The 16,345-nt window shown below is 47.4% G+C and carries 11 protein-coding genes; 6 read left to right on the forward strand and 5 right to left on the reverse strand.

All coding sequences use genetic code 11. The annotated features are described in order from the left end of the window. Positions 1-99 precede the first annotated feature (99 nt). Positions 100-270, forward strand: coding sequence for a PCP reductase family protein (locus tag NDI52_RS26235; RefSeq protein WP_190789202.1), 171 nt, complete (start codon positions 100-102; stop codon positions 268-270). Positions 271-498: 228 nt separating this feature from the next. Here NDI52_RS26235 and NDI52_RS26240 read toward each other — a convergent pair whose 3' ends face one another. Together NDI52_RS26240 and crtW are read right to left on the reverse strand one after the other, a co-directional pair. Then, on the reverse strand, positions 499-1,167 hold the full coding sequence (locus NDI52_RS26240; RefSeq protein WP_190789203.1) for a serine/threonine protein kinase: 669 nt from the start codon (positions 1,165-1,167) through the stop codon (positions 499-501). Between the two features lie 329 nt (positions 1,168-1,496). Then, positions 1,497-2,303: a beta-carotene ketolase CrtW gene (gene crtW, locus NDI52_RS26245; protein ID WP_347279999.1), complete on the reverse strand. Its 807-nt coding sequence runs from the start codon at positions 2,301-2,303 to the stop codon at positions 1,497-1,499. A gap of 1,212 nt (positions 2,304-3,515) precedes the next feature. On the opposite strand from crtW, the gene NDI52_RS26250 reads away from it, so the two are divergent. Beyond that, entirely contained in the window at positions 3,516-3,674 is a 159-nt protein-coding gene (locus NDI52_RS26250) for a hypothetical protein (protein ID WP_190774460.1), read from the forward strand. Here the strand turns inward: NDI52_RS26250 and NDI52_RS26255 are convergent. Together NDI52_RS26255 and NDI52_RS26260 are read right to left on the reverse strand one after the other, a co-directional pair. Further along, the gene (locus NDI52_RS26255; protein WP_190774461.1) at positions 3,610-5,550 is read right to left on the reverse strand and encodes an ABC-F family ATP-binding cassette domain-containing protein; all 1,941 of its coding nucleotides are present in this window, start codon (positions 5,548-5,550) and stop codon (positions 3,610-3,612) included. The genes NDI52_RS26250 and NDI52_RS26255 overlap by 65 nt on opposite strands. Before the next feature lie 30 nt (positions 5,551-5,580). Continuing rightward, on the reverse strand, positions 5,581-6,957 hold the full coding sequence (locus NDI52_RS26260; RefSeq protein ID WP_190774462.1) for a cytochrome P450: 1,377 nt from the start codon (positions 6,955-6,957) through the stop codon (positions 5,581-5,583). A gap of 468 nt (positions 6,958-7,425) precedes the next feature. Between NDI52_RS26260 and NDI52_RS26265 the strand changes: the two genes are divergently transcribed. Further along, on the forward strand, positions 7,426-9,708 hold the full coding sequence (locus NDI52_RS26265; protein WP_190774485.1) for a Tex family protein: 2,283 nt from the start codon (positions 7,426-7,428) through the stop codon (positions 9,706-9,708). 62 nt (positions 9,709-9,770) lie between these two features. On the opposite strand, the gene NDI52_RS26270 is transcribed toward NDI52_RS26265, so the two are convergent. Beyond that, positions 9,771-10,112: a cupin domain-containing protein gene (locus tag NDI52_RS26270; protein ID WP_190774463.1), complete on the reverse strand. Its 342-nt coding sequence runs from the start codon at positions 10,110-10,112 to the stop codon at positions 9,771-9,773. Between the two features lie 459 nt (positions 10,113-10,571). Here NDI52_RS26270 and NDI52_RS26275 point away from each other — a divergent pair, with 459 nt between their 5' ends. From NDI52_RS26275 to NDI52_RS26285, 3 genes are all read left to right on the forward strand, one after another. Beyond that, positions 10,572-11,729, forward strand: coding sequence for an MIR domain-containing protein (locus NDI52_RS26275; protein WP_348256563.1), 1,158 nt, complete (start codon positions 10,572-10,574; stop codon positions 11,727-11,729). 576 nt (positions 11,730-12,305) lie between these two features. Further along, positions 12,306-12,449 carry a hypothetical protein gene (locus tag NDI52_RS26280; protein WP_190789204.1) on the forward strand — a complete coding sequence of 48 codons (144 nt, stop codon included), beginning with the start codon at positions 12,306-12,308 and terminating at the stop codon, positions 12,447-12,449. 2,595 nt (positions 12,450-15,044) lie between these two features. Then, entirely contained in the window at positions 15,045-15,848 is an 804-nt protein-coding gene (locus NDI52_RS26285) for an SDR family NAD(P)-dependent oxidoreductase (protein WP_190774465.1), read from the forward strand. The last annotated feature ends 497 nt before the right edge of the window (positions 15,849-16,345 follow it).

The following is a 16,345-nucleotide window of genomic DNA, read 5'->3' on the forward strand; positions in this document are numbered from 1 at the left end:
TGGGCTCAGCCAAAGCCCATCGTTGCGAGTGGCACACGCAACAATGGGTACATTACTGCTATACATTAGAAGCGTTATAACCTAGTACACGCGCTAGCCATGAGCAACTCGATCGCTTGGACACCTGACGCTGAAGCACGCTTGAAAGAAATTCCATTTTTTGTGCGACCTGCTGCCCGCAAAAAAATTGAGAAGTTTGCTCAAGAGTCAGGAATTACTCAGATTACTGTCGAGGTATACGAGCAAGCCAAACAAAAGTTTGGCAACTAATGAATTAAAGCCAATCATTGTTTTGCTCACCTTATATCCTGTTTCAAAATCTAGTACAAAGCAGCAATCAGCCCATGTTTGAAGGTGGGGGGTGCTTTGCACCCCCCACCTTCAAACATGGGCTGACTTAAGCCGTCGATTAATAGAATGCTAATCCGTCTTTGTTGAACCCATACAGCCAGTTGTCGTGTTAAGGAATCTTGGAATCCCGAAAAGCTTGACAAGGCATTAAGGTGCTTTGCGATCGCACTTTCGATAAGGAAGCAACCGCCGAAAGAAACGATACGTCTTGCGTACCATGTTTAGTACTGTATGAGGTACCTTGAGCCTCATAGGAGCCAGGATAGGAAGATAGAAACGATAGTAAGCCCATTTCAAGTCATCCCAGGCAGAACAGGGTTCCTGGTTCAGAAAATCTGACACATCCACAACCAAGCCCCTACCTTCGTACATCATCACGTTTCGACCATGCACATCATGCCCGTTCAGCCCTCGGCTCTGCGCATAGTCCAATGCCTGATCAATATCCTTAATAACCTGCTTTGGAATACGAATTCCTAAGCTGAGACAGTCATACAACGTTATACCCTCTAACCGCTTAAGAATTAAGCAGTTACTTCCCCGGTAAAAGCACTCCGAAAAAGCCGGATGTGTTCCCAGTCGTCGATAAACTTCCGCCTCTTCGGTTAAACCAGGCCGCCCCGGAGCATAAACCTTAATGACATAATCAGGGAACTCGGGATGCCAGAAAACAGCTGCATAATTCCCCATCCCGAGAGCCCGCCACGGAAACGGAACCTTTCGCACAACTACAGGATCGTTGGGATCAACGCTTTCGATGTGTACATGGGGAAGCAATTGAGCCTCAACCCGTTGAACTAGACTATCTAAGGACATAGATAAGCATTGAGCTCGGTTCTATAACAATTTTAAGAGAATAATTCGTATTCCCTTCGGTGGGTTATTGGCAGAGCCGGGTAGGGATTATATCTTGCGTCTGGATAGAATTAATATCTAAACCCCTTATTTTCCCATGTTGCAACGGGGAAGTAGGAGGTTCGTTTCTGAAATTTGGAAGGGCAATTTTTCTGCTATGAAGTGATAGAAAAATTGCCCTTCCAAATTCTGGTTTTAGCTATCTACAAGATATGAGCGTATTCAAAAGAGGGGGATGAGCATTATATGCTCATCCCCCTCTTTTGTTCTACCTAAACACAAAACTGACCTTACAGTAGACTCTTATTTCTCAACCGATAAACTTGAGGTAGCTGCCACCAGGGAATATTAGGATATTCATGGTGTTCTTGATGATAACCAAAGTGGTAACAGGTGAGAAATGACCAGATAACAGGGAAGTTTGTGCTCTTGGCTCGGTGAGGGTTAGTGTAGCCCTCATCTGGCTCTCGATGGGTTAGGAAAGTACCGAAATAAAACAACTGAACTGAGCTTAAGAGAGAGGGAACCACCCAAAATAATGCCAAATTACTATCAGGAATTCCGAGGAAATAGTGAATGCTGTGAAAGAGCACTACCAATGCAATAATTCGACCCCAACTCCAATAGTGCTTCATGAATTGGAAATACCAGATAAAGAAGTTTTCACTTCTTCCTTCATGGTAGTCTGGGTCACGTTCTGTGCTGGGATACTTATGGTGTAACCAATGCTTCTTCAACAATTCCTGATAGGAGAACAGCCCGTAGCACCATACAGCAAGAGTGCCAATCGCATGGTTGATTTTAATATTCGAGGGATAAACCACACCATGCATGGCATCATGGGCCGTAATAAACAATCCTGTGTACAGGAATACTTGCCAAACAAAAGCCAAACCAACTATCCAAACGCTGGTCTTGGAAACATCTATCGATAGGAGGAATAACAAACTGACTAACCACAGGGTTAGGATGGTGCAGGCAACCAATAGCCCTTTCACAGACTGAGTGACTGCTCGTTGGTTTGGCGATTCCAGTCCCTCCATTTCTAAAGAGGAGGCTTGAATCGGTCTTGATTGAAGGGAACTTAATTTAGTCACACCTACTTCTCGCTAACACGGGGTAATCAATTGAACCTATTGTGAGTTAGGCTTGTCAAACTCTTATCTGTATCCTAGCGATTCAGTTCTGAATCTTTGTCCATCTTTTGTCTAGTTATAAAGCTACTCGAAGTAGTTATTACCAAAGGATGGTAGCCAGCAAATATAAAAAGTTAAAAAACTAATGCATGTAGAGAAATTTAGTTATTTTTATTAAGAAAAAGGAGAAAGGTAGCATACTACGTCATCTCTTCCATCTCGTCTTATGATTTCGAGCTTCAAGAATACGGAGTACCAAACCCTATACATGGTCCGCATTTCGGTAGCAAGTATCACCAAACCAGTTTTTAATCAGCCTTTGTTACGGCAGGATAACAACTACGGTTTATCCTTCTATTCAGTAGCACCGTAATCTGGGTTTAAGTGCACAAATATTTCTACGTGGCTTATGAAATAATTTTTAAAAAGTGAGGTAAATACAAATTACTCAAGCTTCAAAAACTATTAGATTCGCTGAAAAACCAGGTCACCTTCCTATACTTCTTCGGTTTTACCTATTTTTTTTAAGTCCTATAGTATTTGCGAGGCTTATCACTTCAACAGCAAAAGATTTACCTGCTTATAGCGTTTTTGAAGGTCTTCCAGCTAGGAAATGCTCCGCTCCGTTACCCATTCAACCCTTATTTAATTGAAATAGACCGACCAGTGTAGAAATTAGTCTTCCTTTACAAGGCATCAGCCATCATACTAACTGACAATACTCACTCCATAAGTTACTGCTTTTTTTGCTTAGGATTCGTCTTACCTAATCAAAAAATCATGATAGCGACGCTTCCCATTTCATAAATCACACGAAGAAATGCCGTGAGAGTACACTCCAATAATTTAGCGATTGCTCCTATAGCAGACCTCTACTCCAGGCATAGAGCTTAATTCACAAAAGTATGAAGTTTTATTAAATCCACTAATTTTACTGAATTATCTTAGGGCGTACGCCGATATGAGTACACAAATTACAGTTTTGCATTCAAGATAAGCAACAAATCTCTCCGCTAATAAAGATAGAATCTACCCCAGGGGTGTATCATGCGGAATCTGCCTACGAAGTAACAGTATGTTGATTGTGATCCCCCTTTAATGGACATCACAATCAATATAACGTTTCTATACGAAGCAGAGTTTGTAACACTTCAACTTAGGAGATTTCCAGTAATGAAATTACCCCCAGAATGTTGGTGCTTTGCCCGCGAAGCGGGCAAAGCACCAACATTCTGGGTAAATTCTTATGCAGAAACCTCCTTAAAGGTCAATCACCCACACGTTCAGCTAATTCCAACCATCGTTCCGTCGAGTCGTCGATCGCCTGACTAAGCGCTGCTAGCTGTTCGGTAAGACGTTGGAGTTCAGTAAAGTCACCCGGAGGTTTACCATAGAGCAACGTTTCCAACTCCTCCTTTTGGCGCTCCATCTCGGGAATCTTGTGTTCCAGTTCCTCGTATTCCCGCTTTTCCTTATAGGAAAGCTTACGGGGTTGAGTCGAATTAGCCGTTTTGGCACTGGATTTTGGCTCACTAGGCTCTGTAGAGGAAGACTTCTCTTTTTTGGCAGAAGTTTTCTCAGCTTTCTCGGCCTCGCTGTCCTGGGCCTGTTTATAGTCCAGGTAAAGGGAGTAATTGCCGGGATACTGGCGAATGTTACCGCCTTCCTCGAAGGCAAAGACGGTATCGACCGTGCGATCCAGAAAATAGCGATCGTGCGAGACGACAATCACACAACCATTAAAATCTTCTAAATACTCCTCCAAAACCGATAGTGTTTGTACATCCAGATCATTGGTTGGTTCATCCAGAATCAATACATTGGGAGCGCTCATGAGTACACGCAGGAGAAACAAGCGACGCTTCTCTCCACCCGATAGTTTATGGATCGGTGCATACTGCTGATTGGGAGGAAACAAAAAGCGCTCCAACATCTGGGAAGCCGTAATGATACTTCCATCCGAAGTTTTTACCAGTTCTGCAATGCTTTTGAGATAGTCAATGACGCGATCATTTTCATTCATCGCGACATCTTCGGAATGTTGGTCGAAATAACCAATATGGATAGTGGCTCCCAATTCCACAGTTCCAGAATCCGGCTGAACCCTGCCTGTAATGATGTCCATCAGGGTAGATTTGCCAACTCCATTGCCACCAATAATACCGATGCGATCGTCTGGACTAAAGAGGTAGCTGAAATCCTGGATCAAAATGCGATCGCCATACCCTTTCCGGATATGTTCTAGTTCAATCACCTTCTTACCAATCCGACGGCCCACGGTGGAAATTTCCACCTTACCCTGCGACTGCTTAAACTCCTGTGCCTGCATATCGCGAATGCGCTCAATGCGTGCCTTTTGTTTGGTGCTGCGAGCTTTAGGGCCACGCTTCAGCCATTCCAACTCGCGCCGTAATACCCCAGCATGTTTGCGCTGGGTGCTGGCAGCGGAGTCCTCCGATTCTGCCTTTTTCTCTAAGTAATAGGCGTAGTTGCCAGAGTAATTGAACAAATCACCCCGGTCGATTTCGAGAATGCGATTCGTAACCCGATCCAGGAAGTAGCGATCGTGAGTAATCAGAAGCAAGGCTCCTCGAAAGCGGTTGAGGTAGCTTTGCAGCCATTCCACCGAGAGAGCATCCAGGTGGTTGGTTGGCTCATCCATTAGCAGCACATCGGGGTCAGAGAGAAGAGCGGTGGCGATCGCAATTCGCTTACGATATCCCCCCGACAAATCTCCAACACGGGCCTCAAAATCATCAATGCCCAACCTGCTCAGCACAGTTTTAGCATTGGTTTCCAGATCCCATGCCCCAGCCGCCTCAATCTTTTGGCTCACGGTAGACAGCCGGGACATCACCGCATCGGCGTCTCCATGACCATGGGCTAGTTTATCCGAGAGTTCTTCATACTCCCGAATCAGTGCCATCTGTTCGCCACTATCGACAAACACTTGTTCCAGAACGGTATGGTTATCATTCAGATCTGGCTGCTGAGGCAGGTAGACAATCTTGGCCCCCTGGTTAATCCAGATATCGCCGCCATCCGTAGGCTCCAACCCGGCAATCATTTTCAGTAGGGTAGATTTGCCCGACCCATTGGTGCCAATCAACCCTACCTTATCGCCCTCCTCCAGGCTAAAGGTGGCATCTTTCAGGATCTCCTTGATGCCAAAGTCTTTTTTGAGCGATCGCACAGAATAAATAGTCATGGGTCACAGGATAGCTTCCAGTCACCTAGTCTAACGTTGCCTGGCTCCCAATAGCCGCATCTGCACCCCTCGGGCTGGAGCCAGAGTTACTCCTCGCCGCCGGGGCACCTCCGGTTCTGAGTCAACCAACTCTAGCTGGTAGTGGGTTAGAACAGTAGCCAGAGCTAACTTCAACTCATACAGAGCGAGTGCCTCCCCTACACAGCGACGCGCACCGTTGCCAAAGGGAATGAACTCGAAGGGTGTGTACTTTCGCTCCAAAAAGCGCTCAGGCCGAAATTCCTTAGGATTAGGGTAGAGGTCCTCCCGTTGCAGGGTGAGGTACATACAGCCCATAAAAATGGTTCCAGCGGGGAACTGGTAGCCCAGCAGTTCTACAGGTTCCTGGGCCTCTCGGGGGAAGGTGAGCATTGCTACAGGGGTACAACGTAGGGTTTCCTGGCAGACAGCCGTGAGATAGGGAAGCTTGGCGATGGTTATGGGATCGGCTCCTGGTTCCAGGCTATTGAGTTCGGCCAGGAGCTTTGCTTGAATCTCGGTTTTGTGGTGGAGCCAATACAACGCCCAAGCCATAGCCGTTGCGGTGGTTTCATGGCCCGCAAACAACAACGTCATCAATTCATCACGCAGTTCTTTATCGCTAAGAGGTTGCCCATCCTCATCGCGAGCCGCCATCAACAGGGACAGAATATCAGAGCGGTTTTCATCGGGGTTCGCACGACGCTCCTCCAATTCGGCATAGAGGAGATCGGTTAGTTGTTGCCGCAACCTCACAAACTGCCCCCAAGGGCTCCAGGCACCCAAATCGAACTGAAGGAACTTGAGAAAGAGTAAAGCCGAAGTTAGGGGCGAAGCAAAATGTTCCGTTGTTTCAGCCAACACGCTTTTAATTTGTTTCGCGCGATCGCCATCGGAAAGGCCGAACACGGCCTCAAAAATCACTTGTAGCGAAATACCCTGGGTGACTTTTCGAGCTGAAAAAACGTCTCCAACGTTCAGTTCTTTAAAAGCATCCTGAGTAATGCGGCCGATGAGATCACCGTACACGGCCAATCGCTCCCCATGGAAGGGCGGCATTAGCAGTTGGCGGTGGCGTTTGTGACGGTCATCACTTAAGGTGATGATTGATTGATCACCCACCAAGGGCTCTAGCAACAGATTGAGTTCGCCGGGAGCACTGAAGAGTTTGCGATCGTTGGTGAGAATATATTGAATCGCATCAGGATGGCTAACCAGGACGATTTTGTCACCAAACCCTAAACCCGTTCCCACAAATATGTCGGGAGACAGCTGATGATTGCTCTCTAAATAGCCCACTGGATCAAAAATCCATTGTACCCGTTGCAAAAATACGGGCTTGGACACGGGCTTGAGGGTTTTTCCGGGGGGGGCTTCGAGGGTTTTCATGGCGGTTTAGCTACCTTCTTGAGCACCAACTTGACCCTATCATTACATATTTATTTACAGCGCTTTGCGCTTGAATCAGCCACAGTTGTTTTTGTGAGAGCCGCGCGGAGCGCAGTTCTCACAAAAACAACCAGATTTTAAGCGCTGGAAAAGCACGATAAGACAAGTTTTTCTGATACTCTTGACTCCGTTTGCGCGTTGAACACGCAAAATCAAGGGTTTTGGAAAAACCTCAGCAATTCCAATTTTGAAATCAGGCCCGAAAACCGCGCGCCTTTGGCGCGCGGTTTTCGGGCATCAAAGCCAAGAGTTCATGCCCTACGGGTATGAACTCTTGGCTTTGATGCCCATACTGAGAATTGCTGGAAAAACCTATCCTGAGTGCGGGTCTAGAACACGACCCGCTATAGTGAAGAATGATCTTCCTGACCGAGAGGGGAACCGTCCCTTACTCCTGTTGTGACGTCCATGCAAAACCTTGAACAACAACTGGCTCAGGAGCTTTCCCTGCGCCCTGCCCAGATCCAAAACGCCCTGGAGCTCTTTGCAGAAGGGGCCACTGTTCCCTTCATCGCTCGCTACCGAAAAGAGCGTACGGGGGAGATGAATGAGGTGCAATTGCGAGAACTGGCCGATCGCTACGCCTACCTGACCGAACTGGGAGAGCGTAAGACGACGATTTTGCAGGCGATCGCGGAGCAGGGCAAACTCACCGATGAGTTAAAAGCCAAAATTGAAGCCTGCACTCAAAAAACCGAGTTAGAAGACCTCTACCTGCCCTACCGGCCCAAGCGCCGCACCCGTGCAACCATTGCCCGTGAGAAAGGGCTAGAACCATTGGCAGCGGCCATCAAAGCGGCCAACCGTCCGAATGCGCCAGCACTATCTCTAGAAGCAGAAGCGGCGAAGTTTCTCTCCGAGCAGGTCAAGACCGCAGAAGAAGCGCTGAAGGGCGCGGCAGATATTCTGGCAGAGGAAGTAGCTGAGCAGGCACCATACCGAGCATACCTGCGGCAATACTTATTAGAATCTGGCGTGTTTATGTCGCAAATTAAGGCGGCGCATCCCGAGGGAACAACCAAGTTTGAGATGTACCGCAACTATCAAGCCAAGGTGCAGGCGATCGCTCCCCACAACTTGCTCGCCTTACTGCGTGGGGAAACAGAAGACATCCTCACTCTCACCCTCAGTTTTGATGAAGAGCAGGTGCTGTATTACCTGGAATCTGAGGTCATTCGCACCAAAACACCAGCGATTAAGCAGTTTTATCGAGAGATGTTGAAGGATGCCTTCAACCGACTGATGAAAACTTCGCTGATCTCAGCCGTGATGGCGGAGAAGAAAGCCTGGGCGGACGGAGAATCGATCAAAACCTTTGAAGCGAATTTGCGGGATCTACTTCTGGCGGCTCCGGCAGGGATGAAGCCGACTCTGGCGCTCGATCCTGGATTTCGTACCGGTTGCAAGACAGCGGTGATCAGCGAAACGGGAAAGTTTTTGGAATATCAAACTATTTTTCCCCACCAGTCTGCAGCTCAACGGGAGCAGGCTGCCAAAACGGTCAAAACGCTGATTGAGAAGTACCAGATTCAACTGATTGCCATTGGTAACGGTACCGCTGGACGTGAAACAGATGCCTTTGTCACGGAAGTTCTGCAAGGGATTGAACGCCCTCCCATCAAAGTGATGGTGAATGAATCAGGCGCCTCCATTTATTCCGCAAGCTCTGTGGCTTTAGAGGAGTTTCCTGATCTGGATCTGACAGTGAGAGGTGCTATTAGCATTGGGCGACGGCTGCAAGATCCGCTTGCAGAGCTGGTGAAGATTGACCCCAAATCCATCGGTGTTGGCCAGTACCAGCACGATGTCGACCAGAAATTGCTGAAGAAAAAACTGGATGAAACGGTAGAAAGCTGCGTGAACTATGTGGGTGTGGACTTAAACACCGCTTCCAAAGAACTGCTGACCTTTGTATCGGGGTTGAGCCCCAGCGTAGCCAGCAACATTGTTGCCTATCGCAATCAAAATGGGGCCTTTCGCGATCGCCGTCATCTCCTCAAAGTGCCTAAGCTCGGGGCGAAAGCCTTTGAGCAGGCAGCAGGATTTCTGCGCATTCGGGGCGGTAACAACCCGTTAGATAACACAGCGGTACACCCGGAAAGCTATGGGGTGGTGGAAGCGATCGCCCGCGACTTGAAGGTGCCCCTGTCCGACATCTCCAAATCCCTTGATCAATTGAAAGCAGTTAATTTGAAGCAATATGTTACCGACACCATCGGTGAACCCACATTGCGGGACATTTTTCGGGAGTTGGAGAAGCCAGGACGTGACCCCCGAGCAGAGTTTAAGTATGCCACCTTCAACGAAGCGGTAAAGGAAATCTCTGATCTTCAGGTTGGAATGCAGCTTGAAGGCATTGTGACCAACGTTGCCAACTTTGGAGCTTTCGTTGATATTGGCGTACACCAAGATGGACTGATCCATGTCTCGCAAATGGCTGATCACTTTGTCAGCGATCCGAAGCAGGTTGTCAAGGTAGGTCAGGTCGTCAGCGTGCGTGTTCTAGAAGTAAATGAAGGGCTCAAGCGAATCAGCCTCTCCATGAAGTCTTCGGATTCTCCACCACCCAATCGGGGCGATCGCCAAAGCAATCCTCGTCCTAGCTCCAAAGGAAAAGCCCCAGCACCCGAGTCGAAACCCTCCAGCCTGGAAGACTTACAAGCTAAATTTGGTCGCAAACGGCCTAAATAAACGGCTTCAATACTCCAAAATAGAAATTCGCGGCCGTTGTGCCGCGAATTTCTATTTTGGGGTTAAGCGCGATCGCGCCCATGCACTTCGGCGGGAGGCGTCGTCACCTCAACCGCAGTAAAGGGTTCCAGGATTTTATAGGTGTGGGATGCGCCTTCAGGAACCACCCAGGAGTTGCCGGGTTCCAGCAAAATCATTTGGCCTTCCAAATGCAACTCAGCACGGCCATTGATCACATAGCCGATCGCCTCATAAGGACGTTGAGTCATCGGTTTTGCATCGTTGGGTTGCTCATTTTCCCAGAGCCGCATAGAGAGTTTTTTACTCAGTGCCAAGTGCTTCTGGCCCATCTCACCGATGGGTGCGGTTTCAGATGTCACTTTAATGACCGTCGTATCACTCATAGAACAATACCTCCAAATGATGTGGATAAAAGAACTTAAAACCTTCTGAGAACAAGGGTTAAACGGCATTCTTGATGCGAAATACCGTTCAGCGCGCTAATACGATTTGATAACACCGCATTATTTTCTCTATCCCATACGCATCCTAAGTTGAACATTTTGATCCAACATCTTTCCAATGGCTGACCATCAAAAGCTGTTTACCTTTATCCAGCCAATTAACCAGCTGGCCCAAATCATTCTCACCCATTTACTTGAGACAGAATCTCAAGCATTTCTTGCGAAAGGATTGATTCTGCTTGTTTCTGGCCCATGCCAAATCCACACTTCCATAAAAAATGTTTCCACTAAATGATCAGGACAGTTCTTTTTCTGGCGCAGAATCACCGAGTTAATCCGAAATAACGTTGGCTGTGTCTGGAGTTTCAGAAGTCACTTGTTCCTGTAAGGAAGTCACCTATGCGAGTTCGGATTGAATTTTTGGATGTTACTTGCCGCGACTCTGAAGATGTTACTGGAGCTGATACCCTTTACATTGTCGGTGGGGCATCTGATGGAGGGCGACAATTACAGCCTGTACTAACCAGTCGGCTGTGGTTACAAGGAGGCCAAACTCGCCCATTTTTCAATAACAGCAATGTGATTTTTGATGGCGATCTTCCCGTGGGCAGCATGGTTCACTTGGGGTTCAATGCTTATGACGAAGATGCATCCAAAGACTGGGCCAAGCATGGTGATTGGATCACCAAACTTGCAGATGGCATTGCAGGAGAAATTGAAAAACTTCCTCGCAATCCCAATCAGCCTCAGCAAACGGATGGGCCCAACTCAAAAGATCCGGCACAGGTTGCTGCAGCCATTTTGCGGGGCGGAGTACGTGTCATCGGCTTTTTTGCCAACACGGATAAGGATGACCCTCTCGGTAGCCATACTGCCGATATTGCCATCGGCAACCCCGGTTGGGAAGTGCGGGAATGGCTTTGTAAGGGCAACCGTCTCGGTGGTTTTCTAGGGTATTCCACCTGGGATTACAGCATTCGCTACCGTGTTACTCAGCTCAGTGATGGAGTACCCGGAGCGATCGCCACCTACGGCAACACAATTAAACTGCGCCATCTGGCCAGCGCCCGTACCCTCCACTCCCATGAGCAGACCTATGGCCATCCCGGTAGCTCTCGTCAACAACAGGTCACGGCATTTGAATACGCAGATGACAACGATTTATGGGTGATCAAAGGCCCCCACGGACAACCGGAGGATTACAAGCGGGGTCAGGTCGTTCAACATGGCGACATCATTCGACTGGAGCATGTTGCGACCCGGCGTAACCTGCACAGCCACGGGGGCATTCCCTCTCCGGTCACTGGGCAGCAGGAAGTCACCTGCTATGGTTACAACGGCATCGGAGATGATAATGATAACTGGCGCGTTGAATTGGAAGCTGGCGGCTCTCTGGGATCAAATAAGCGGCTACGATTGATTCACGTCAACACCAACCATGCACTGCATTCCCACTACGGCTACAGCCACCCCAACTGGACTCAGGGCCAGCAAGAGGTAACAGGCTTCGGTGGCCGGGATGATAATGATTGGTGGTCGCTGTTTGAGATCCGCTAAGTGATGGAAGGGGTAGGCGATCGCCTACCTCCTCTTATACTTACAGTCGAACAAAGGAGAGTGGACACTCAGTGCTCCCTCTCCTTTGTTCTAATAAAAATGGCTATTCCCACATCTTGCACTACAGCGCTTTTCAAGCGCTTAAAATCTGGTTGTTTTTGTGAGAGTTGCGCTCAACGCAACTCTCACAAAAACAACCGTAGCTGATTCAAGCGCAAAGCGCTATAAAACCCAAAGCCTCATTTTGTGTGCGCTTCGGGCACACAAAATGAGGCTTTGGGTTTTGGTCAGCAATTCTCATTTTGAAATCAGGCCCGAAAACCGCGCGAAGGCGCGCGGTTTTCGGGCATCAAAGCCAAGAGTTCACACCCGTAGGGCGTGAACTCTTGGCTTTGATGCCCATACTGAGAATTGATGGGTTTTGGTACGGTAGAGGTGCAAGAGGAAAGAAACAAGTGTGTTTCTTAGGAGGTTTCTGCATAAGAATTTACCCAGAATGTTAGTGCTTTGCCCGCTTCGCGGGCAAAGCACTAACATTCTGGGGGTAATTTCATTACTGGAAATCTCCTTAAAGTATTGCTAGACGAAAGGGAATTGTCGAGCTTGGTGGAATGGAGAGCGATCGCCAACCTCAGCAGCACCATCGTTGAAACCACTATAAAAATGTCCCAGCGGGAGCCCAAATATTTGCCTAAGAAACAAAAGGCCCACACCCTGTAATTGGGCGCAGGCCAGAATGCTAGTACTCTTATTTTTCACGGAAGGCGACGATAAGTCTGTACGGTAGCGTGATGGCTACACTAAATTTAATAACAACAAAAAATACCAACAGAATCATAGGAGAAAGAATGCTACATAAGGTAATACGGCATTGCGTCAGCCTTTATCACGGTTATCGAACCGGATACCATACAGCATTCTTCTAAAAGCTGAGTTCGGCTACACTCGTAATAAAAGCCACAGTCAGCAGGAACTGTGGCATGGGTTGTACTTTTTTTCATCCTGCCAACTCGTAACTTTAAAGCCCTCTACCAACATAAGGAGGGGATAAGGAATCTTTGGGAGGAAATCAAACTCCAACAAAAAATTGCAGGCGAGCTGTAGCATTGGTACGCTCTTTAGCTGCGTTTTACGTTGATGGCCTTAGCTGAATGGTTATGTCATGACGAGTCACTAAGGAGACTTCCAAAAAATGGGGATATTGTTTCTCAGAAACCTCCTAAGAGTACAGCTTCTACTGGCTCTTCAGGCTCTAACCATCCAGGAGATAGCGCTCATTCATCCTGTAACGATCGCCAACCAGGATCAGCTCCCTCAAAGTAGAGTCTGGTTACGAAAATAAGCTCCAATGAAAAAACCCGCTCTGAATATCAGAACGGGCCGAAGTGGAGAAAATCAACCATGAAATCTATAAGGGAGGCAAGGGCGGCTTGTAACTGGCCCGTTGCGTCATCCAAAACTTTCGCTTGGGGAAACTTTGCTTATACTCTCACCCCATTCCCTAGCGTTCTACAGCAAAATTGCCAAACCTAATAGCCGCGATCGATGGAATAAATCGGGGTACTTACGGTTGAGCGGACACAGCAAGGGTCTTTAGACCTCTAAAATAACCTTATAACTTATGGGAGTTGCAGGATGTAGAGCATAGTGCAAGATGTGGGGGGTAAAACTCACTACATTTTGCACTATCCGTAAGTCCTAATATTGTAAGTTGCCGTGGTTTAGCTCAATAGCATATTTCTAAAGTAGAGCTCGGTTATGACTTCGGTTATATCGGAGGACTACCCTAAAAGCCATACAAATTAGAACGGCGGGAAGAGGCTCACCAGAACGGGATCGGATAATTTTGTATATGAATCAAGTCGCATTTTATACTAGGTTCTTCCCAAAAGAACGCTGATCCATCCACGTTTTTCCTAAAGAGCGAGATTACAGTGATTTCTTCATGGCATAATCCACTTCCATCAAAAGGGTACACAACTCATCAAGTAGTTGTTTGTTGCTATAAAGACAGATGGGTCCCAATCTTGTTGTACCCACTTACGGATGCAATCGCATTGCGTCAAAAAGCACAAACTTTTGGTAAGGATCTCTTTATCTGCCCAGTCAGCGGGTTTTCAAGCAAGGAACTTGATTTGCTGTGAATCTGTAGATCGGTAGCGGCAAATAGCTCAACTCGATCAAACCTAAAAGCCATAGTGCTGTGCTTCCCAATAGGTGAAAAGCACGGCATCGTGGTTTTTAGGTTTGATTAACAGGTATGGAATGCGTAATTGTTTCTGGACGTATAGGTTTATAGGTTTTGTAGAGCGGTGCTGAATTTGGAAATGGGACGCGATCGCCAACACTAGCGCTGCTAGTGTTAGCACCCCAAAAATTGCAGGAAATCCGTAGCACCCAGTACAAAGTAGTGGCTAAGCAGCCACTTCCACAAAAAATTCTGGATTTTATTCTGTACAGAATCCTAAATAAATAAGCTTTTTAAAGGTCAAAAATTTTCAGATTTCCTGCAATCAAAAGTTCCCCACATTTGCCATAAGCCCTAAATTTAAGCACTCTGAAGATTTTTGCCACTATTCAGCATCGGTCTTTTCTGAGAAATTGATTAAGCAATATAATGTTTCAACTTTTTCACTAATAAATGTTGCAGCTGCTTGATCCCGTTGCTAGGGTGTGCAGAGGACTTGAGCGGATGCCTTCATCCTGTAAGTTCTCCTGATCTGTACGGAAACGTTAGTTGTAATCATGCTTGCGAACGTTATGACCATGGCTGCTCTGCTCGATTTGCATCAAGCCGCATCCATTCACCCGCGACAATCACGTCATGGCGTTCTTTGCCCAGGACTTGTTTTAGAAGTTGTTTCGCGCAAAGCGCACGAAACAACCCTTCTAGCCAGTTCTAAAACATGCCCTAGTGAATGCGATCGCAGTTCCCTTGAGCTACTTGATGCAACGTTCCCTGTTGTTTCGGTCGAGCCTTGTTCAATTGCAAACTGCTGTTGAATTCCTATGTGACTCACAATTCCATATCAGGCAAATTCTTTAGAGGTTCTCTGGAAAACTGCTTTTTGTGCATGTAGTGTACGAGAAAAAAGCCCTGACTGGGGCTTCTCACATCTCTTCTCGGCTCTACCGCCTTTAGAGCTTCTGGCTCGTCATAACACACATCCTGCCTGTGTATCCTTGCAGGTTTGTGACTATTCAATGCGGGTCAGCTATCCATCCAATCACGAGTGATTTGCATCTCATGGGCTTTCGGGTAGCTCTTCCACTCCTGGAGCTTCCCCATGAGACCCTAACTCTGGAGGTTTTAGTATGGCAATTCAAGGAAAAACAGCCCTGATCACAGGAGCTTCTCGCGGCATTGGCCGTGCGATCGCCCTCGAATTTGCCCGCCGGGGTGCAGTTCGACTGTTACTGGTGGCACGCGATCGCCAACTTCTCAACGAGCTTGCGGCTGAGCTACGAACCTTTGGTACAGAGGCAATTCCCCTTCCCCTCGATTTGCGCCAACCTGTAGAAGTCAACATTGCGATCGCCCACGCCTGGCGAGATCATGGCCCTATTCATTATCTGGTGAACTGTGCGGGAGTAGCCCACCAATCTACGTTCCTGCAATCACGCCTCCCACTAGTACAGGAGGAAATCGGGATCAACTTATTGGGAACGTATACTGTTACCCGCTTAATTGCTCGCCGTATGGTCGCCCAACGAGAAGGAACGATTATCAACGTTTCCAGCCTCATGGGTAAATTAGCAGCTCCAACCATGGCGACCTATTCGGCTACTAAGTTTGCCCTGCTCGGGTTCACTCAAGCCCTCCGGGGCGAGTTAGCCGCTCACAATGTGCGAGTGGTCGCCCTGCTGCCATCCCTAACAGATACAGACATGGTGCGCCATCTCCGCTGGTTCCGGTGGATTGTGCCTATGACCTCTGAGGAAGTTGCCGAAGCTCTCGTTAAAGGGTTAGCACGAAACTCAACAGAAATTTTGGTAGGCTGGCAAAGTCACCTGGCGGTCTGGGGCCATCGCCTTGCTCCTGGCATCGTAGAACGCGTCCTGCAATGGGCTGCGCCACTTCCTAAAACACCCCCCAAAGCTTATTCGGCTTTGCGATAACCGGCTACAGAATTCGTTAATACAGTAGCCTTTTTGCAGGAGAAAATGTAGGAGCGAATGGCTGTTCGCTCCTACACAAGAATTCTCCAAACCATGAAATTTTACGATAGTCATCTCATATCATTGAGCATCTAAATTCTCACTTAATCTAACCTGAGTTCGGGTAAGGGCGTTTTCGAGTGCTGCGCGTTGCGCGGCACTCGAAAACGCTCATTTTAGCGTGCGCAAAGTGCACACCAAAATGAGCACTTCAGCTTATCTCAAACTGAGGTTAATCTATTGAGATGCTTTTAATATAAGCGTTACATATAATGTCACTATCACAAATATTTAATACATTTAGTATTTGAATAATTGTATAAACCAAGTTTTTTAAGCTTGGCTGAGCTATGTTTATTTGTGGTGTATGAGTAAAGGAGAAGAAACGGCGTATCCTGCTGGATAAGGAAAAAGACCAGACGAGGATACACCATGAATAACGACAATCTTATTGCATT

It is taken from the genome of Leptolyngbya sp. PL-A3, assembly GCF_039962325.1.
Lineage (GTDB): Bacteria > Cyanobacteriota > Cyanobacteriia > Elainellales > Elainellaceae > Vacuolonema.